Origin of the sequence: Pantoea sp. ACRSC (genome assembly GCF_022346785.1) — a bacterium.
Classification (GTDB): Bacteria; Pseudomonadota; Gammaproteobacteria; order Enterobacterales; family Enterobacteriaceae; genus Pantoea; species Pantoea alvi.
In genome coordinates this window covers 355,554-373,503 of sequence record NZ_JAKRNN010000001.1, presented here as the reverse complement: position 1 = coordinate 373,503, position 17,950 = coordinate 355,554, and the positions used below count along the sequence as shown (strand labels likewise).

General features: G+C 63.4%; 15 protein-coding genes. 4 read left to right on the top strand and 11 right to left on the bottom strand.

Features of this window, described 5'->3' with window-relative positions:
* The first annotated feature begins 1,240 nt into the window (after positions 1–1,240).
* Positions 1,241–2,398: a M20 aminoacylase family protein gene (locus MHZ97_RS01845; protein WP_239312568.1), complete on the top strand. Its 1,158-nt coding sequence runs from the start codon at positions 1,241–1,243 to the stop codon at positions 2,396–2,398.
* A 1-nt stretch (position 2,399) separates the two neighbouring features.
* Here the strand turns inward: MHZ97_RS01845 and ybiB are convergent, their stop codons facing one another.
* Positions 2,400–3,368, bottom strand: coding sequence for a DNA-binding protein YbiB (gene ybiB / locus MHZ97_RS01840; protein ID WP_103794869.1), 969 nt, complete (start codon positions 3,366–3,368; stop codon positions 2,400–2,402).
* Positions 3,369–3,422: 54 nt separating this feature from the next.
* Entirely contained in the window at positions 3,423–5,600 is a 2,178-nt protein-coding gene (gene dinG, locus MHZ97_RS01835; RefSeq protein ID WP_103794870.1) for an ATP-dependent DNA helicase DinG, read from the bottom strand.
* A 184-nt stretch (positions 5,601–5,784) separates the two neighbouring features.
* Here dinG and MHZ97_RS01830 point away from each other — a divergent pair, with 184 nt between their 5' ends.
* Positions 5,785–7,044, top strand: a complete 1,260-nt coding sequence (locus tag MHZ97_RS01830; RefSeq protein WP_224481516.1) for a histidine-type phosphatase — start codon at positions 5,785–5,787, stop codon at positions 7,042–7,044.
* Here MHZ97_RS01830 and MHZ97_RS01825 read toward each other — a convergent pair.
* From MHZ97_RS01825 to MHZ97_RS01815, 3 genes are read right to left on the bottom strand one after another with little or no spacing between them, the layout of a single operon-like run.
* On the bottom strand, positions 7,029–7,496 hold the full coding sequence (locus tag MHZ97_RS01825) for a GNAT family N-acetyltransferase (protein ID WP_239312571.1): 468 nt from the start codon (positions 7,494–7,496) through the stop codon (positions 7,029–7,031). The two genes, MHZ97_RS01830 and MHZ97_RS01825, sit on opposite strands and share 16 nt — an antisense overlap.
* On the bottom strand, positions 7,493–8,020 hold the full coding sequence (locus tag MHZ97_RS01820; protein ID WP_239312574.1) for a GNAT family N-acetyltransferase: 528 nt from the start codon (positions 8,018–8,020) through the stop codon (positions 7,493–7,495). The genes MHZ97_RS01825 and MHZ97_RS01820 overlap by 4 nt, the downstream gene beginning before the upstream one ends.
* On the bottom strand, positions 8,017–8,580 hold the full coding sequence (locus MHZ97_RS01815) for a helix-turn-helix domain-containing protein (protein WP_239312576.1): 564 nt from the start codon (positions 8,578–8,580) through the stop codon (positions 8,017–8,019). Before MHZ97_RS01815 ends, MHZ97_RS01820 begins: the two co-directional genes overlap by 4 nt.
* 152 nt (positions 8,581–8,732) lie before the next feature.
* Between MHZ97_RS01815 and MHZ97_RS01810 the strand changes: the two genes are divergently transcribed.
* Complete coding sequence (locus tag MHZ97_RS01810) at positions 8,733–9,473, top strand: MerR family transcriptional regulator (RefSeq protein ID WP_239312578.1); 741 nt, start codon at positions 8,733–8,735, stop codon at positions 9,471–9,473.
* A gap of 165 nt (positions 9,474–9,638) precedes the next feature.
* Here MHZ97_RS01810 and MHZ97_RS01805 read toward each other — a convergent pair whose 3' ends face one another.
* The 4 genes from MHZ97_RS01805 to MHZ97_RS01790 are packed head-to-tail and all read right to left on the bottom strand — an operon-like array spanning position 9,639 to position 13,391.
* Positions 9,639–10,370: an ABC transporter permease gene (locus tag MHZ97_RS01805; RefSeq protein ID WP_239312580.1), complete on the bottom strand. Its 732-nt coding sequence runs from the start codon at positions 10,368–10,370 to the stop codon at positions 9,639–9,641.
* Entirely contained in the window at positions 10,370–11,305 is a 936-nt protein-coding gene (locus MHZ97_RS01800; protein WP_239312582.1) for an ABC transporter ATP-binding protein, read from the bottom strand. The genes MHZ97_RS01805 and MHZ97_RS01800 overlap by 1 nt, the downstream gene beginning before the upstream one ends.
* On the bottom strand, positions 11,292–12,473 hold the full coding sequence (locus tag MHZ97_RS01795; protein WP_103794877.1) for an ABC transporter permease: 1,182 nt from the start codon (positions 12,471–12,473) through the stop codon (positions 11,292–11,294). Before MHZ97_RS01795 ends, MHZ97_RS01800 begins: the two co-directional genes overlap by 14 nt.
* A 3-nt stretch (positions 12,474–12,476) precedes the next feature.
* On the bottom strand, positions 12,477–13,391 hold the full coding sequence (locus MHZ97_RS01790; protein ID WP_103794878.1) for an ABC transporter substrate-binding protein: 915 nt from the start codon (positions 13,389–13,391) through the stop codon (positions 12,477–12,479).
* Positions 13,392–13,599: 208 nt separating this feature from the next.
* On the opposite strand from MHZ97_RS01790, the gene MHZ97_RS01785 reads away from it, so the two are divergent.
* Positions 13,600–15,075 (top strand): MFS transporter, encoded by a 1,476-nt coding sequence (locus tag MHZ97_RS01785; RefSeq protein ID WP_239312584.1) that lies wholly within the window; start codon positions 13,600–13,602, stop codon positions 15,073–15,075.
* 100 nt (positions 15,076–15,175) lie between these two features.
* Here MHZ97_RS01785 and idi read toward each other — a convergent pair whose 3' ends face one another.
* Positions 15,176–15,709, bottom strand: a complete 534-nt coding sequence (gene idi / locus MHZ97_RS01780) for an isopentenyl-diphosphate Delta-isomerase (protein WP_103794880.1) — start codon at positions 15,707–15,709, stop codon at positions 15,176–15,178.
* Positions 15,710–15,932: 223 nt separating this feature from the next.
* Positions 15,933–17,828 carry a methyl-accepting chemotaxis protein gene (locus MHZ97_RS01775; protein ID WP_103794881.1) on the bottom strand — a complete coding sequence of 632 codons (1,896 nt, stop codon included), beginning with the start codon at positions 17,826–17,828 and terminating at the stop codon, positions 15,933–15,935.
* Between the last annotated feature and the right edge of the window lie 122 nt (positions 17,829–17,950).

The following is a 17,950-nucleotide window of genomic DNA, read 5'->3' as shown; positions in this document are numbered from 1 at the left end:
CCGCCCGATGGGGGTTTGACTGAGCGGCAGGTGAGGCTCTGAGTGGGTTCTGCTCGCTGGCGGTTTGACTGCGCGGCAGGTGGCTTGTGTTCGCTGCGCGAACGGGCGCTGAGCGGGTTCCGCCCGATGGGGGGTTGACTGCGCGGCAGGTGAAGCTCTGAGCGGGTTCCGCCCGCCAGGCGGCAGGGAGTTTCAGCAGCTCCGCTGCCGGCGTGCGTGTTAAGGGGCTCGCCAGCCCCTTAACAATCCCGGCTTCCGGCAGCCTCCACGCCGCGCTTCGCGCGGTCCCTTCGTTGCTTACGTCGGCCCCACGGACCGGTCGGGACAGGCCGTCCTGGCCTGGCCCTCCCTCTCGCCGACGTCCTGTCGGCTCGCCCTGGCCGCCGTGCGCGCCTCAGCGTGTCGGATGCCTCTGATACTGCCCCGCCTGTAATTTCCTTGTTTTTTTATTAACGGCTGCGTTGTCTGTATGCAGGGTTTGCACTTGCAGCGATAAGGTTGCGCCTTTAGAAATCAGGACGTGCAGCGGGGGGTGTGGGGGCCATCGCAGCCGCTGAGCGGAGGAAGGATTTCAGGACGAGCGGCAGGGATGCCGCGAAGAGGCTGGCATGAGCCAGGGATGGCGAATCCAGCCGGTCCGTCAGAAATCCTGACAGAGCGAAGGGACCCGCGCAGCGGGCGGGTGAGCTGGCCCGGGGCGCGGGTGCAGGGCCGGCGCCTACCGGCCCTGCTCGGTCGCCCGCAGAGGGCGAAATGAAACTGCCCGGCTGCCGGGCGAACGAAACCTGCTCAGAGCCACCTGCGCAGCAGACACCCCACCCAACAAACGAAACCCGCTCAGAGCCGCCTGCGCAGCAAGCACACCGCCCAACAAACGAACCCCGCTCAGAGCCGCCTGCGCAGCAAGCACACCGCCCAACAAACGAAACCCGCTCAGAGCCACCTGCGCAGCAGGCAACCCGCCAGCCGAACAAACCCCACTCAGCCTCCCTGCGCAGCAGGCTCCTACGCAAACAAAACCTGCTGCCCGCCTTAGCGCCAGCTACCCTCATCGTAACAGCCCCACACGCGCTAAGCGCAAAAGAGAGGCAAGAAAGCCACCCCATACCGCCCCCAGCCGGTCTGCCGCGCCTTATTCCCTTTGGTTCTGACCTATAGCCAAATTCCCAGCCGGGAAGATAGACGCGCCTGCGCCTTGCCACTAAAGTGGAGATTCATCACTACAGGAGCGCGATTCCGCATGACCTTATCCCCTGCCCTGCTCGACAAAGCCCAACACTGGCGTCATCAGCTGCACCGCGAACCGGAACTCGGTTATCAGGAGCATAAAACCAGCGATCTGGTCGCGCGGGAGCTGGAACTGGCGGGACTACAGGTGCATCGCGGGCTGGCAGGTACGGGCGTGGTCGGCACGCTGCGCAACGGCGAAGGCCCGGTTATCGGGCTGCGCGCCGATATGGACGCCCTGCCCATTACCGAAAAAGGTGCCCCGCAATGGCGCTCAGCAAATCAGGGCGTGATGCACGCCTGCGGCCACGACGGCCATACCTCGATACTGCTGGCGGCGGCGCTGCAGCTGGCGGTCACGCGTCGCTTCCGCGGCACGGTACACTTTATCTTTCAGCCCGCCGAAGAGAATCTTGGGGGGGCGCGCAAAATGGTGGAAGAGGGTTTATTTCAACGCTTTCCCATGGATGCGATCTATGCGCTGCATAACTGGCCGGGCATGCCGGTGGGGTCGCTGGCGGTCAATCCCGGCGCGATGATGGCGTCGCTCGATTCGTTTGAAATTACTCTGACCGGCAAGAGCTGCCACGCGGCGATGCCGGAAAGCGGCGCCGATCCGATGGTCGTGGCCGCTGAACTGATCCTGGCGCTGCAAACCATTCCGTCGCGTCGCCTCTCGCCACTCGCCTCGGCGGTGGTAAGCGTCACGCAGATCCACGGCGGCGAAGCGATTAACGTTATTCCGGAAACGCTGGTGCTGCGCGGTACGGTGCGATGTTTGCAGACCGACGTACGCAACAGGGTACGCGGTCTGATCGAAGAGTTTGTCACTACCCTGCCGCGCCCGTTCGGCGTCAGCGGGGCTATTCACTGGTATCCTGGCTATCCGGTGACCGCCAACCATGCCGAACCGGCTGAGCAGGTGCGCAGGGCGGCGCAGCAGATGTTAGGCGAAGAGCAGGTTCGCTGGCAGGTGAATCCCTCAATGGCGTCGGAAGATTTCGCCTGCATGCTGGATGTCTGTCCCGGCGCCTATTTCTGGCTGGGCGCCGATGGCGCAACGCCTTCTGCGCCGCTGCACAATGCCGAATATGACTTTAACGACGCGCTGATCCCGCTGGGCGTGACGTTCTGGCAGCGCCTGGTCGAACAGGCGCTGCCGCAAAGCTAACCTAAAATCCGGCGTCGCTCAGCCGCATCAGGCCCGCTTCCAGCGACGCGCTCTCGCCGCTGGCGCGCAGGCAGCAGGCGATTTGCAGACGCAGCGACTGCGGCACCGGACACTCTCCCTTCAGCACCCTTTCCGTCCAGCGCGCGGTCGCCTCGGCCGACTTATCCGCCGGCAGCTCCGGCGCCGCTTCCGGCTGGCGCTCTGTCCAGACTTCCGCTTCGCCTCCTGCACCGGGAATAAAGCTGATTGCCGGACAGCGCAGCGGGCTGGCGTAGACCTCTCCTTCCGTGCCGTTCAGCAGAATGGCGGGCGCGTCGATATCGCTAAAGAACTTCGCGACGCGCGGCACATATTCAGGATGCGATACGCTGGAGAGACGCAGCGCTTCGCGTTCGCCGAACGGCGTCGCCAGCTTCACCAGCGTATGGGCGCTGCTGCGCACTCCCATGCGCCAGCGCAGCGAGAGCTGCTGCGCCATTGGCGGGCAGAGATGGTCAATGGTGATAAAGGCGAGATCGCCCCGATCAAGCGCCGCCTGCGCCTGCTGCTGCGTCGTCACCGCCGCGATGCCGAGGGCGGCGAACACCGCCTCGCTGGTGACGCGCGTCGGATCGTCGCTGACGCCGTGCACCAGCACCGGAAAGCCCAGACGGTTAAGCAACAGCGCCAGCAGCGGCGTCAGATTGCCCTGACGACGCGCGCCGTTGTAGCTGGGGATCACAACTGGCTGCGGACGCTGCGCCGGCGCCTGCAGCGACATCATGCGCGCCTGCATCGCCTGATAGAAACCGCGCATCTCCTCTTCGCCTTCACCCTTGATGCGCAGCGCGATCAAAATGCCGCCCAGCTCCAGCTCCGGCACTTCGCCCGCCAGCATCGCCGTATAAAGCGCCTGCGCGGTGGCGAGGTCGAGATCGCGCGCGTGATTTTTGCCGCGCCCGATCTCTTTAATCACTTTGTTCAGTTCCATTCTTCGCTTCCGGTCAGGGGCCGCGCCAGGCGGCGGCCAAAAGTTAGTCAGTGGTTAACGCTTCGCCGCCGGACGCCGGGTGGGACGCCGTTTATTGCCGGTCAGCGCCGGCGCGCGTTTCACCTTCAGCGCGGCGGGTGCCTCCGGCTGCTCAATAGGAAACACCGGCAGCGCGGCCAGCAGGCGGCTGCCGTAGGCTTTGCTCAGCAGCCGACGGTCATAGATTACGATTTCGCCGTAGCACTGATGACTGCGGATCAGGCGTCCTACCTGCTGTATTAGCGTAAAGGAGGCGCTCGGCAGGCTTTGCACCTCAAAGGGGTAGCGATTCAGGCTCTTGAGCCATTCGCCCTCGGTCAAAATTACCGGACTGTCCACCGGCGGAAAAGCGATTTTATGAATATGTACCTGGCTCAGCAGCTCGCCTTTTAAATCCAGCCCTTCGGCGAACGACTGCAGGCCGACCAGAATGCTGGTCTCGCCCTGCGCCACCCTTTTGCGGTGCAGCTCCACCAGGCGCGAGCGCGGCTGATCGCCCTGCACCAGCATGGTCAGGCGCAGCTCCGGCAGCTGCGCAACGAACTGCTGCATGGCGCGCCCGCTGGCGAACAGCACCAGCACCCCTTTATGGGTCTCTTTTTTCATCTGCTGGCGGAAAAAGGCCGCCATTTCGGCGATATGTTCCGCCTCGTTAGCCAGCAGCGGCTCATAGCGCATCTGCGGGATCACCAGCTTGCCCTGCTCGACATGGTTAAAAGGCGAGTCGAGCGCCACGAAACGGTCACCGGCTTTCTCGCTCAGGCCGGACATCTCCTGCAGGCGGCCGAAGCTGTTGAGCGAGCGCAGCGTGGCGGAGGTCACCACCACATGGGGGATTTTGCGCCACAGCAGTTTCTCCAGCTGATCGCTGACGCGAATACCGGCGCAGTGAAACAGCAGATGCGGCTGCCCGTCGCGCAGCTCACGCGTGATCCACTTCGACACCGGCGCGCCCGACGCTTTCGGCATCGCCGCCAGCCGCCACAGCTTGCTGACCGATTCGAACCAGCCGAACTGGCGGTTAAGCTGCAGCAAATTGCGGTGCAGGCGCATCAGATCGACGCTGCCGGTCTGTTCGCTGAGGGCGTTAATTAATCCTTCCGCCAGCCCGCGCAGCGCGTCACTTAGCTTAAACAGGCGCGCGCAGAGCGCCAGCAGCTCTTCAGGCAGCTCGCCCAGCACGAAGCGAAACTCGCCCGGCTGATTGTCGGCGGGCAGCAGCGGATTGAGCGCCTGGCTCAGCGTGGTCAGCAGCTCGCGCAGTTCCTCGCAGTGCGCCTTGAGGCGCTCTGGATTGCTGAGCGGCGGCGGCGATTTCGGGCGCATCTGCGTCATAATACCCTCGACCAGCCGCACGAAGAGATCGAGCTGCAAACTGCTCCAGCCAGGCGTGACGTCGGCGCTCATCTCCAGCGCGTCGCGCGCTACCTCCGGCAGATGGTGACCTTCATCCAGCACCAGCATCAGGTGTTTCGGCGGCGGCAGCACCGACTCATTCTCCATCGCCGCCATTACCAGCGCGTGGTTAGCCACCACCACATCTGCCTGCTCGATTTCACGGCGGGCGACGAAGAAGGGACATTCGCGATACCAGCGGCAGTGCGAGCCGAGACAGCTCGCCTTGTCGGTGGAGAGACGCTGCCACAGGCTGTCGCTGATGTTCTCTTCGCTGTGATCGCGCAGTCCGTCCCAGGCGTAGCTGGCGAGCGACTTCTCCAGCCTGCCGCACTGCGTCTGCTCCTCCTGAGTGCCGCTCACCGCCTCGTCGTCGAGATAGAGCAGCAGATCGCCCTGCTGATCGTCGCTGGCGGCCAGCGCCGCCAGATTGCGAGGGCAAACGTAGCGCCCGCGCCCGAAGGCGGCGGTAAAGGTGAGATCGGGAATGATCTTTTTTAACAGCGGCAGATCTTTAGTAAAGATCTGATCCTGCAGCGCCACGTTGGCGGTGCTGACGATCAGCGTCTTCTCTTCGGCGCGGCTTGCCGCAATGCCGGGGATCAGATACGAGAGGGTTTTGCCGACGCCGGTCGGCGCCTCAATCGCCAGATGACGCGCGTCGTCGCCCGCCAGGCACTTCGCCACTTCGGCGATCATCTGGCGCTGCGGCGCGCGCGGAATAAAGTCCGGCACCTGCTGCTGTAGCGCCTTATACCACTGCGCTATCTGGCTTTTAATTGCTGCTGTCAGGGCCATAGTCGTTTTACCGCCGGGTGAAAATGGCCTGTATTTTTACACAGTAATCCGCCAGCGTCAGCTTTGGGGCGCATTTTTTCGCGCCGTCTCGAAGAATTACGCAGCGGAAAAATCTTGTCGTAGCCAGCAGCCGGGCTTCAGCGCTATGGTGTCGCATCACCACCGTTCTCATAAGGAAGAAGAGATGAGAGTTTCCCGCCGCGCCGTTACGGCTGTCTGCGCCCTGCTGCTCTGGTCGGCGCAGGCCGCCGCGCAGCCAACATATCAGCTGGAAAAGGTGGTGGAGCTGAGCCGCCACGGCGTGCGCCCGCCGACGCCGGGCAATCGCAAAGAGATCGAGGCCGCCACCCAGCGTCCCTGGACGCTATGGAGTACGCGCGACGGCGAGCTGACCGGCCACGGCTATGCGGCGGTGGTGAATAAGGGGCGCTGGGAGGGCGAACATTATCGCCAGCTCGGCCTGCTGCCCGCGGGCTGCCCGCAGCCGCAGGATATTTACCTGCGCGCCAGCCCGCTGCAGCGCACCCGCGCCACCGCCGAGGCGCTGGCAGACGGCGCCTTTCCCGGCTGCGGCGTGCCGGTGCATCGCGTGGCGGGCGAAGCCGATCCGCTGTTCCAGACCGACGCCTTCGCCGCGACGGCGATCGATCCCGCGCAGCAGCTGGCGGCGGTCACGGCAAAGGCGGGCGACCTGGCCGCGCGTCAGCAGGCGCTGCAGCCCGCTATTCAGGCGCTGAAGCAGGCGGTATGCCTCTCCGATGACCGCTGCGCCCTGTTCGATCAGCCCTGGCAGATCCGCCAGAGCAAAAGCGGCCACGCCTACATCGCCGGCCTGAGTGTGATGGCGAGCATGGCGGAGACGCTGCGCCTCGCCTGGAGTGAGAACCTGCCGCTCAGCCAGATCGCCTGGGGTCATATCACCCGCGCCGCGCAGATTACCGCTATCCTGCCGCTGCTAACGGCGAACTATGATCTCAGCAACGACGTGCTCTACAGCGCGCGAAAGCGCGGCTCAATCCTGCTGGATACCATGCTTAACCATATTGCGCGGGATGACGCTGAACCAAACGCGCGCTGGCTGCTGCTGGTCGCTCACGACACCAATATCGCTATGGTGCGCACCCTGATGGGCTTTAGCTGGACGCTGCCCGGCTACGCACGCGGCAATATTCCGCCCGGCGGCAGCCTGGTTTTTGAGCGCTGGCGCGACAGCGCCAGCAACCAGCGCTTCCTGCGCGTCTATTTTCAGGCGCAAAGCCTGGATGATCTGCGCCATCTGCAGCCGATTGACGCCGCGCATCCGCTGCTGCGCCAGGAGTGGCAGCAGGCGGGGTGCCGCGCGACGGCGGAGGGAACCCTCTGCCCGCTGGCGAGCGCCGTGCGCACCCTGAGTCGGCAGATTGACCAGCAGGCGGTGACGCCTGTCAGCTATGCGCTGCCCTGATCATCCAGCCGCTTGCCCAGGCACTGTGATTGCGGCATCGCGGTATAAGGTCCGTACGCGGCAATGGGCTGATAGCCGTGACGCGCGTAAAAAGCCAGCGCGCGCGCGTTGACGCGCCGCGTTTCCAGCCACAGCTGCCGATATCCCTCCCGCCGCGCCTGTTGCTCAAGAAAGTGCAGCAGCGCCGCGCCAGCGCCCTGGCTTCCGGGCAGCGCGAACATGCGTTTAAGCTCAGCCACGCCGGGCTGTAACGGGCGAAAGGCGCCGCAACCGATCGGCTGCCGCAGCCCATTGCGGGCCACGGCGAAGCAGCGTCCCGGCATCATCATCTCCGCCGCATTAAAACGGGCGCGGCCGCTGCTGCCGGTTAGCTGCGTCAGGGTGTCAGAAAGCTGATCCAGCAGCCAGCGAGCGTCGGGGTGGTCCACCTCTTCACGCGCTACCAGAATCATGGCAGACGCGTCAGCGGTTTAAACATCACCGTTGTCGCCTCCAGCTCGCCCGCGATCGATTCGGCGTAGTCTGGAATCGAGCCGGCGATCTGCCAGCCGAGCGACAGATAGAGCTGCGTGGCGACATCGCCGCTGCGGGTGTCCAGCACCAGCAGCGTTTTCCCCAGCGCCTGCGCCCGCTGCTCGGCCAGCTGCATTAGCTGGCGCGCAATGCCCTGCCGTCGGGCGGCGGGATGCACCAGCAGCTTGCTTATCTCCGTACGATGGCGGCCGTTGGGCATCCCGGCCGCGCTCAGGGTTAGCGTGCCGACCACCCGCTGGTGCTGGCGCGCGATGATAAGTTCATTCTCGCCCTCGGCGAGGCTGGCTGCGCGCTGCTGCCAGAAACGCGCCATCACCGCGCGGTCCTGCGGATCGGTAAAGCCGATGCTGGCACCGTCCGCCACGCACGCCTGCAGCAGATCGCTGAGGTGGCCCTGCTCAATGCGCGCCTGCTCTGCATTAATCCATTCATAAGTCGTCATGGTTTACACACCGCCAGCACATAGCGCGCGCCGTCGGTGAGATGCGCCTCAAACGCCGAGCGGCCGGTCAGGTGAAAACGCAGGCAATCGCCGCTCTGTAAGGTCCAGCTCTGGCTCTCCATGGTGACGGTCAGACCGCCCTGCTGCAGCCAGATATGCTGCTCCAGCCCCTGAACAGGGGGCGCATCGTAATCGATACGCGCGCCCGGCCGCAGCTGGCCTTCCACCAGCTCAGCCCGGAAGTGCGCGGCGGGCGGCGAGACGTTGCGGCGCACGAAGCCGCTTGCGTCGTCGCGCCATACCGGCTGCTGTTCCGGCGTCAGCAGCAGATTGACGCGCTCTTCTACTTCACTTAGCAGCCGCGACATGGTAAGACCATAGGCGACGCACAGGCGATTCAATAAGGCAGCCGTTGGGCTGGTTTCGCCGCGCTCAATACGCGACAATGACGCCCGGCTGATGCCGGTCGCGGTGGCAAGTTCATCCAGCGACCAGCCGCGCTGAACGCGGAGTTCCGCCAGGCGAGCCGCAAGGCGTTGTTCAGTCTCTTCAGTCAGCATGATTCTTATCTCATATTTGGGAATAAAATCTCATATGTGAGATTAAGCGTGAAACTGACGCCAGGGTCAACTTGTACATTTAAAAAACATTTGTACAAGTTGATCCTGTTGGTTAAGGTTATTGGATCGCAGTCAGGAAGTTTGGGGAAGTTATGGCCTTTTACAGTATCGGTGACGTCGCCGAACGCTGTGGAATAAACCCAGTCACGCTGCGCGCGTGGCAACGACGCTATGGGCTGTTAAAGCCGCAGCGATCGGAGGGTGGACATCGTCAGTTTGATGACGAGGATGTGCAGCGCATCGAAGAAATTAAACGCTGGATCGAAAGCGGCGTGCCGGTAGGTAAAGTCAAAGCGCTGCTCGAAGGCGAAAGCGTCAACGTCCACCACGGCTGGGGCAATCTGCAGGAAGAGTTGATGAGCGTGCTGCGCCACGTCAAGCCCTCAAAGCTGCGCGCCAAAATCGCTACGCTCGGGCGGGAAAACCCGGTGGATGCCCTTATCGATCACGTCATTATGCCGGTCCGGCAGAAACTTGGTCTGGATCAGAACACCGCGCGCGTTATGAGCAGCCTGCTGGACGGCGCGCTGATTGACTATGTCGCCTTCTGTCTGGCCGGCAGCCGTAAAAAAGCAGGTAAAGACGCGCTGATCCTCGGCTGGGCGGTCGAGGACCGCACCCGCATCTGGCTGGAGGCCTGGCGGCTCTCGCAGGAGGGCTGGCGGCTTGACGTGCTGGCAGAGCCGCTCGATCTGCCGCGACCCGAGCTTTTTCCCGGTCAGACTATCTTTGTCTGGACCGGCAAAAAGCTTACGCGTCGCCAGCAGGAACAGCTGACGCACTGGCAGGAGCAGGGATATACCATTCGCGCCCACGAAACGCGCTTTCAGTAAAACGCACGCAGGGCCCTTTTCGCCTCGCCCTGCCCGCGTTATTATCCCCGCCTTTCCGGCTTTAATCAGGTTTCCGCATGAACTGGCAAAAAATCTTCTTCGCAACGCTGTTTTTCATTATGGCCGTCGGCGGCACCGGCGGGCTGATGCTGGTCGGCTACACCCTTATTCTCCACTCACGCTAAGCCAGCGCTGCAGGCGCTCAAACAGGCGGTCACTGACAATCGCCAGCAGCGCCACCAGCAGCGCGCCCTGAATAACGTAGGCGGTGTTGAAGCCGCTCAGGCCGATGATCACCGGCGAACCGAGACTCTCCGCGCCGACGGTCGAGGCGATGGCCGCCGTGCCGATGTTGACAATCACCGAGGTGCGCACCCCCGCCAGTATCACCGGCGCAGCCAGCGCCAGCTCTACCTGCCATAAACGCTGCCATGTGCTCATGCCGACGCCGTCGGCGATCTCCCGACTGCTGGCGGGCACGCTATCGAGTCCGGCCAGCGTGCCCTGTAAAATCGGCAGCAGGCCGTAAAGCAGCAGCGCCACCACCGCCGGCCAGGCGCCAAACCCCATTACCGGCACGGCGATCGCCAGCACCGCGACCGGCGGAACCGTCTGTCCGGCCGCGACGATAGTCTCTACCATCGGCCGGAAGCGGCGTCCTGCGCGTCGCGTCACCAGTACGCCGCCGCCGACGCCCACCAGCAGCGCCAGCGCGCTGGCGGTCACCACCAGAAAAAGATGCGCCAGCGCCAGCTGTAAAAAGCTCTCCTGCTGATAGAGCGGACGCGCCTGCTCGGGGAACCACCAGGCGAAAAGCGGTCCGCTGTAGGGCAGGCCAAGCAGCAGCGCCATAAATAAAACAATCAGCCAGAGCAGCGGGTCTTTTAGCCAGCGCATTATTGTCCCTCGCGCAGGGTCAGCAGATCGCTGAAGTAAAGCACGCCCAGCGGCTGCTGCCGCTCATCCACCACCGGCAGTTTATCGGCGCGCCGGGCGATAAACTGCGACAGCGCTTCGCGCAGCGACTGCGCGGCCGCCAGCGGCTCCCCCTCCAGCCACTCGCCGCGCCGCGCCGCGTTGCCTACCTGCCCCAGCGACAGCAGACGCACCCCCAGCTCGCTTCTGCCGAAGAAGTCCTGCACAAAGTCGTTTTTCGGCTGCGTCAGCAGCGTGGCGGGCTTGCCCTGCTGCACAATCTCCCCTTGATCCATCAGCACGATGTTATCCGCCAGCGTCAGCGCCTCGTCGATATCGTGCGTCACCAGCACAATGGTGCGGCCCGACAGGCGATGGATACGCAGCATCTCCTGCTGCAGCGCGCCGCGCGTAACCGGATCGAGCGCGCCGAAGGGTTCATCCATCAGCAACACCTCCGGGTCCGCCGCCAGCGCGCGCGCCACGCCTACGCGCTGCTGCTGTCCGCCGGAGAGCTGATGCGGCAGACGCCGTCCCAGGTGCGCATCCAGGCTGAGCAGCGCCAGCAGCTCCTCAACCCGCGCGCGGATGCGGGCTTTCGGCCAGCCGAGCAGCGCAGGCACGGTGGCGATATTTTTTTCCACCGTCCAGTGAGGAAACAGACCGATCGACTGAATGGCGTAGCCCATGCGGCGGCGCAGGTCGCGCGCGTCAAGCTGGCGGATCGACTCGCCGGCGAACAGGATTTCCCCCTCGTCGAACTCCACCAGCCGGTTAATCATTTTCAGGGTGGTCGATTTGCCGGAGCCCGAAGTGCCGAGCAGCACGCTGAACTCTCCCTCGCCGATCTGCAGCGTCAGATCTTTTACCGCCGCTTTGCCGGCAAAGTGCTTACTGACGCCGTTAAAGTGAATCATGGGTTTTCTCCAGCAGGGAAATCAGCAGGCGGAACAGCGCGTCAATCGCCACCGCCAGCGCAATCACCGGGATAACGCCGAGCAGCACCAGATCGAGCGCGCTGCTGAGCAGTCCCTGAAAAATAATGGCGCCGAAGCCGCCTGCGCCGATTAGCGCGGCGATCACCGCCATGCCCAGCGTTTGCACCACCACCACGCGCAGCCCGGCGAGCCAGACCGGCAGCGCCAGCGGCACGTCAACGGCGAAAAAGCGCTGCAGTTGGCCCATACCCATGCCGCGCGCGCTTTCGCGCACGTCGCGCGGCACCTGCTGCAGCCCGGCCACCACGCTGCGCACCAGCGGCAGCAGCGCATAGAGCGTTAGCGCGATCAGCGCCGGCGCCATGCCGATGCCGCTGACGCCCCAGCTCTTCAGTCCGGGGAAGGCGGTTGCCAGCCCGGCCAGCGGCGCGATCAGCAGACCGAACAGCGCCACCGAGGGCACGGTCTGGATGACGTTTAGCACGCTGAAGACGCCGCTCTGCCACGCCGGACGTCGGTGCAGCAAAATGCCGAGCGGCAGGCCGATCAGCAGCGCAGGCAGCAGCGTGCCGCTGAGCAGCGTCAGGTGCCGCGCCAGCGCCGCGTCGAACACCGCGTGACGGTTGGCGTACTCTTTCAGCAGCGACAGCGCGTTCAGCTCGCCGCTAAACAGCATCAGCAGCGGCAGCAGCCAGATCTGCAGATTAAGCAGCAGCTGCCAGAACCTGTTGCGCGTCAGGGTGCGCGCCAGCTCCGCGCACAGCAGCAGCGTGACGCCGCACGCCAGCCACAGGCCGCCGCCGAAGCTGGTGCGCGCCAGCGCGCTACCCTGCGCCGCCAGCCTCGCCGCCTCGTGCCCGCTCAGCCACACCATACCGGTCAGCAGCGCGTCGCAGGCGAGCAGCATCAGCGCCAGCGCCGCGCGCGTCGGACGCGCCCACAGCAGCAGCCAGAGCGCCGCCAGCGGCAGCGCCAGCCATCCGGCATCGCTGACCTGCCCCAGCATCAGCGGCTGGCCGGAGACCAGCCGGTTCGGCGCGTAGCTGAGAAACGGCAGCCAGTAAAGCGCCAGGCTTAACAGCAGCAACAGCAGCAGCGCGACCGGCTGGCGCCGCGCCGCCAGCATCGCATCCCGCGATAGCGCCATGGGTTACAGCAGCTTCTGCTGCTGCAGCCATTCACGCGCCACGCTGCTGGCGTCCTGGCCCTCAACGGCGATCTTCGCGTTCAGCTGCTGCAGGGTTTTCTCATCCAGCCGACTGAAAACCGGCTTCAGCCAGCTGTCGATATCGGGCCAGGCTTTCAGCACCGAGGCACGGATGACCGGCGTCGGCGCATAGATTGGCTGCACCCCTTTAGGATCGCTCAGGGTTTGCAGACCCAGCGCCGCCACCGGGCCGTCGGTGCCGTAGGCCATCGCCGCGTTGACGCCGGAGGTCTGCTGCGCCGCCGCCTTGATGGTCACTGCCGTATCGCCGCCCGCCAGCGAGAGCAGCTGGCTCTGCGTCAGCTTAAAGTCATAGGCTTTTTCAAAGGCCGGCAGGGCGTCGCCGCGCTCGATAAATTCCGCCGAAGCCGCCAGCTTGAAGGTGCCGCCTTTTTTCAGGTAGCCGCTGAGATCCTCAAGCGAGCTGAGTTTGTTCTGCTGGGCGACATCCTGGCGCACCGCGATGGTCCAGGTATTGTTCGCTGGCGCAGGCGTCAGCCACACCAGCTGATTTTTATCGGCGTCGAGCTTTTTCACCTTCTCATAGCCCTGGCGCGCGTTTTTCCAGGCGGGATCTTTTTCGTCATTGAAGAAGAACGCGCCGTTGCCGGTATATTCGGGATAGATGTCCAGTTCACCGGCGGTGATAGCGCCGCGCACCACCTGCGTGGTGCCGAGCTGGATTTTATTCACCGTTTTGACGCCGTGCTTCTCCAGTACCTGCAGGATCACATTGCCCAGCAGCGAACCTTCCGTATCGATTTTCGAACCCACACGCACGGGATCGGCAGCCTGCGCCGCCCCTGTCGCCAGCAGCAGCGCGGCTGCCGTCAATGCCAGAAAACCAGACCTTGCCATAAGGTGTTCCTTTAATTTGGTTATATGTGAGGTGCTTATAGAGAATAGTCGTTTCGTCATGCATCGCGTAACACATTGCCTGAAGCGTGAAGCGTCGCGCCTCAACTTTTTCATATCGTTATCGGTGCGGTTATAACTGAAATGAATTTACGTCCAGACGTCTGGACGCTAAGCTGTCCATCACTTCACCTTAACCACAGATAACATCATGACCGACCTGACTTCTTCTTCTGCCCACGTGGCGCTAACAGGGAACCGACCCGAAGGCGAAACCCAGTGGATCCGCAGCGCAGCGGACGTATCGCGCCTGATTAACAGCGGCGACGGGGCGCGCAGCAACGCGCGCATCGTGGTGGCTATCGCGCTGGGCGGCGTGTTTCTCGACGCTTACGATCTCGGCGCGCTGGCGTTTGGCATTAAGGATGTGGCGCGCGAGTTCAACCTGACGCCGACCGGCACCGGCATGGTCGCCTCCGCCATTACCTTCGGCGCCATTGTCGGCGCGCTGATCGGCGGCTACCTCACCGATAAGATTGGCCGCTATCGCGTTTTTATGGCGGATATGTTCTTTTTCGTGGTGGCGGCGCTCGCCTGCGCCTTCGCCCCCAATGAGTATGTACTGGGCGGCGCGCGCTTTGTGATGGGGCTGGGGGTCGGCATCGATCTGCCGGTGGCGATGGCTTTCCTTGCCGAGTTTTCCCGCCTGCGCGGCAAGGGCAATAAGGCCGCCAGCGTGGCGATGTGGTGTCCTACCTGGTATGCGGCGATCAGCATCTCTTATCTGCTGGTGCTGCTGCTCTATGGGGTGCTGCCAGAGAGCCATACCGGCTGGCTGTGGCGCCTGATCCTCGGCTTCGGCGCGGTGCCGGCGCTGATCATTATCGCGATTCGCAGCCGCTATATGAGCGAGTCGCCGGTCTGGGCGGCCAGTCAGGGCGATCTGCAAGGCGCGGCCGCCATTTTACGCAGCGGCTGGAATATCAACGCGCAGGTGGCGGAAGAGGCGTCCGCGACGCCCGTCCAGCCTGCGCGCCGGGCCAGCTGGCGCAACTACGGCGCGCTGCTGCGCGGCGTCTACCTGCGGCGCACCCTGCTGGCGACCATCACGTCGGTCGCCTCCTCCTTTGCCTATAACGCGGTGGCGTTTGGCCTGCCGGTCATTATCAGCAGCTTTTTCGCCCAGTCGATGCTGACCACCATTCTGGTGTCGCTGGCGCTTAATCTGCTGTTCGCCTTTGTCGGCGGCGTGCTGGCGGTGCGGCTGGTGCCGCGCCTGGGCGCGTGGAAGATGTCGGTGGCGGGCTACGCCTGTCAGTGTGTGGCACTGCTGGGGCTGGCGCTAGTCGGGCGTCCCGAAGGCGGTCAGGAAGCGGCTATCGCCATTGCGATGCTGGCGCTGTTTCTGTTTGGCCAGGGCTTTGGACCCGGTTCGCATACCATGACCTTCGCTTCGCTCAGCTATCCGACTTCGCTGCGCGGCGTCGGGGTCGGTTTTAACCAGACGCTGATGCGCGGCAGCTCGACCCTTTCGCTGTTTCTGTTTCCGGTGCTGGTCGCCGCGCTGGGCACCGGCGTTTTCTGGGTGATTTTCCTTGCGCCGCTGGCGGGTCTGCTGGCGCTGCTGGCAATCCGCTGGGAGCCGTCGGGCTACGATGTGGACGCGGAAGATTTTGTCGGGCGTTAACGGGTTGCGTGCTAACGCTGAAGAGAGGGCCGATCGCAAAGATGCAAAACCAGCCCGGCCCCTCTCTCCTGCTTGCAGGCAGTCCGCAGCGGGTGCCGCTTTACGCCGGCATACTCAACGCATTTAAGTAGGCGGGTATGCGCGGAAAGGTGTAGAGAAACCAGGGCGTGAACTGCTGCGGCTCATCAAGCATGGCGCGCTGAATGTCGCCGACGGAGCGGTAGCACCAGTCGTCCGCCTCCTGAGGATTGGGCGTCGGCAGATCGTCGCTGACGGCAAAGTAGACATGGCCATACTCATGCTCAATCAGGCCGTTGCTCAACGGCAGGTTGTAGCTCAGCTCAAATACCGGCGTCAGCGACAGCTCCAGCCCCATCTCTTCCAGCAGGCGGCGCTCCGCTGCCTGCTGCGTCGGCTCCGCCGGATAGGGGTGACCGCAGGTGGTATTACTCCAGAGGCCGCCGCAGTGATATTTGCCGCTGGCGCGGCGCTGCAGCAGCAGCTCCCCGGACGAATTAAATACGTAAACCGTTACCGCGCGGTGCAGCAATCCCTTCTCATGCACTTCCAGCTTTTCCATTTTACCGGTAGGACGATCGAGATGGTCGACGAGAATAACTTCGATAGCAGACATGAGGATTCCTTAAGATAACTCCTACTATTCTGGCATATCCCTGCCGCTTCATGGCGCGTGAATTCGTGCGGTTCGCTGCAAAACAAGCACGGGCTCGCCTGCGCGAACCCGTGGATAAAAGACATGATGGTGAGGTGAGCCACAGGCTGCGATCGCTGGCAGGCAAAACGGGCGGTTTCTGGCAGCCGCATTTTGCCTTTGCCGACGAGCCGGTGAATCACGCCTACAGACGGAAGCTTTGCACCACCTGCTCCAGCTGAACGCTCTGCTCTTCCATCGCCTGCGCGGCGGCGGAGACCTGCTCCACCAGCGCGGCGTTCTGCTGCGTGGTACCGTCGAGCTGGGTGATCGCCACGTTGACCTGCTCGATGCCCATGCTCTGCTCGCGGCTGGCGGACATGATTTCGCTCATCAGCGTGGTGACGCTGCTGACGCCCTGCATCAGCTCGTCCATGGTCTCGCCCGCCTGCTCCACCAGCTGGCTGCCGGCGTCGATATTGGCCACCGACTCTTCGATCAGCTTTTTGATTTCGCGCGCCGAGTTGGCGGAACGCTGCGCCAGGTTGCGTACTTCAGAGGCAACCACCGCGAAGCCGCGGCCCTGCTCCCCTGCTCGCGCCGCTTCCACCGCGGCGTTAAGCGCCAGGATATTGGTCTGGAAAGCGATGCTGTCGATAACGCTGATAATATCGACCACCTTGCGCGACGAGTGATGGATCTCGCCCATGGTGCTTACCACCTGACGCACCACTTCCGTGCCGCGCGCCGCCACCTGCGAGGCGTTGCCCGCCAGCTGGTTGGCGTGGGTGGCGTTGTCGGCGTTCTGACGTACGGTGCCGGTCAGCTGCTCCATCGAGGCGGCGGTTTCAACGATTGAGCTGGCCTGATCTTCGGTGCGTGACGAGAGATTGGCGTTGCCGCTGGCGATTTCACGCGACGCGGCGGTGATCGCCAGCGCGCTGTCGCCTACCTGCCGCATCAGCCCCTGCAGATAGCTGATAAAGTTGTTAAAGCTCTGCGCCACGGCGTTGAACTCCGGGCTGTTGCTGGTCGGCAAGCGCTGGGTCAGATCGGCTCCGCCCTGCGCCAGCGCGTCGATGTTGCGATGCAGCAGGTTAAGACGCTGCATCATCGCGCGGATAAAGCCCAGCAGCACCAGCAGCAGCACGATCGCCAGCGGGATCTGCACCAGGCCGAGACGCGTCAGCATGCTGTGCGTCTGCACGGTCAGCAGGCTGGTCGGCACATCGCTGGCCAGATACCACGGGCTGCCAGGAATAGCCTGCAGAAACAGCGTATGTTCGCCATCCTCGCCGTCAAAGGTCGCCTCTGTCGGCTGCGTGCCCGCGCCGCTCAGCAGCCCTTTCAGCGCCGCCGCCATCGGCAGCTGCAGATCGCTCAGGTTCTCCAGTTTCGGCGTGCCGTCCACCAGCGCGGCGTTGCCCACAACTTTGCCATCGGCCTCAACGATCAGCACGCGTCCCTGAATGGCGTCGCCCATCTCTTTTGCCAGATGGTTGAAAAAGCCGAGGGTAACGTCGATGGTGGCGACGCCCCAGACGGTGCCGTCACGATAGATTGCCATGGCGCAGTTGGTACGCGGCTGCGGACTGGCGGCATCCTGGTAGGCTTTCGCCCAGGCGCACTGCCCTTTCGGCGCGGCCATTCCATCTTTGTACCAGGGTTGCTCCCAGTATTTGTCGGCGGCGTCGGAGTTCCAGTAGGTATTGACCTGCAGCTGGTTGCTGGCGTTGCGCGCAAAGAAACTGCTGTCTTTCTCTTTCGCCGGATCGCGGCGGTTTGGCAGCGGCCAGATGCCGCCGCCGAAGACGTTGCTGTCCTGATACTGGTTCACCAGCGCAGGCAGCATCTGATCGATGGCGGCACTCTCCATCACGCCTGCGGCTTCGGTGATAGCGCGCTGCTGCGCCTGTACGCGGTTCATCTGTTCCACAATCCCGGTCGCCAGCGCGTCAACCTGGTAGCGCACCAGCTGGCTCTGGTTAGCGGTCAGCTGCGGCGCGATAAACTGCTTAATCACCACCACCGTGATAAGCATCAGAACGAGAAAAAAGAGTACAAGAACCGCAGTGATGCGGGACTGAGTTGTTTTTAGCATCTGCTTTCCCCTGGCAGAAACGGCGCGATTGCCTGATCAGGGTTAACGGCGCAGCAGTAGCTAACTTGAGATGCGCGAGATCACAAATTTAACAATTCGTTGATAAAGGTGATTATTTAGAC

Excerpts from the sequence above, each read along its gene's own strand:
- MHZ97_RS01785 (WP_239312584.1), top strand. The coding sequence starts at position 13,600 with ATGACCGACCTGACTTCTTCTTCTGCCCACGTGGCGCTAACAGGGAAC.
- MHZ97_RS01845 (WP_239312568.1), top strand. The coding sequence starts at position 1,241 with ATGACCTTATCCCCTGCCCTGCTCGACAAAGCCCAACACTGGCGTCAT.
- ybiB (WP_103794869.1), bottom strand. The coding sequence starts at position 3,368 with ATGGAACTGAACAAAGTGATTAAAGAGATCGGGCGCGGCAAAAATCAC.
- MHZ97_RS01795 (WP_103794877.1), bottom strand. The coding sequence starts at position 12,473 with ATGGCGCTATCGCGGGATGCGATGCTGGCGGCGCGGCGCCAGCCGGTC.
- MHZ97_RS01825 (WP_239312571.1), bottom strand. The coding sequence starts at position 7,496 with ATGATTCTGGTAGCGCGTGAAGAGGTGGACCACCCCGACGCTCGCTGG.
- MHZ97_RS01820 (WP_239312574.1), bottom strand. The coding sequence starts at position 8,020 with ATGACGACTTATGAATGGATTAATGCAGAGCAGGCGCGCATTGAGCAG.
- MHZ97_RS01815 (WP_239312576.1), bottom strand. The coding sequence starts at position 8,580 with ATGCTGACTGAAGAGACTGAACAACGCCTTGCGGCTCGCCTGGCGGAA.
- MHZ97_RS01810 (WP_239312578.1), top strand. The coding sequence starts at position 8,733 with ATGGCCTTTTACAGTATCGGTGACGTCGCCGAACGCTGTGGAATAAAC.
- idi (WP_103794880.1), bottom strand. The coding sequence starts at position 15,709 with ATGTCTGCTATCGAAGTTATTCTCGTCGACCATCTCGATCGTCCTACC.
- MHZ97_RS01790 (WP_103794878.1), bottom strand. The coding sequence starts at position 13,391 with ATGGCAAGGTCTGGTTTTCTGGCATTGACGGCAGCCGCGCTGCTGCTG.
- dinG (WP_103794870.1), bottom strand. The coding sequence starts at position 5,600 with ATGGCCCTGACAGCAGCAATTAAAAGCCAGATAGCGCAGTGGTATAAG.
- MHZ97_RS01775 (WP_103794881.1), bottom strand. The coding sequence starts at position 17,828 with ATGCTAAAAACAACTCAGTCCCGCATCACTGCGGTTCTTGTACTCTTT.
- MHZ97_RS01830 (WP_224481516.1), top strand. The coding sequence starts at position 5,785 with ATGAGAGTTTCCCGCCGCGCCGTTACGGCTGTCTGCGCCCTGCTGCTC.
- MHZ97_RS01800 (WP_239312582.1), bottom strand. The coding sequence starts at position 11,305 with ATGATTCACTTTAACGGCGTCAGTAAGCACTTTGCCGGCAAAGCGGCG.
- MHZ97_RS01805 (WP_239312580.1), bottom strand. The coding sequence starts at position 10,370 with ATGCGCTGGCTAAAAGACCCGCTGCTCTGGCTGATTGTTTTATTTATG.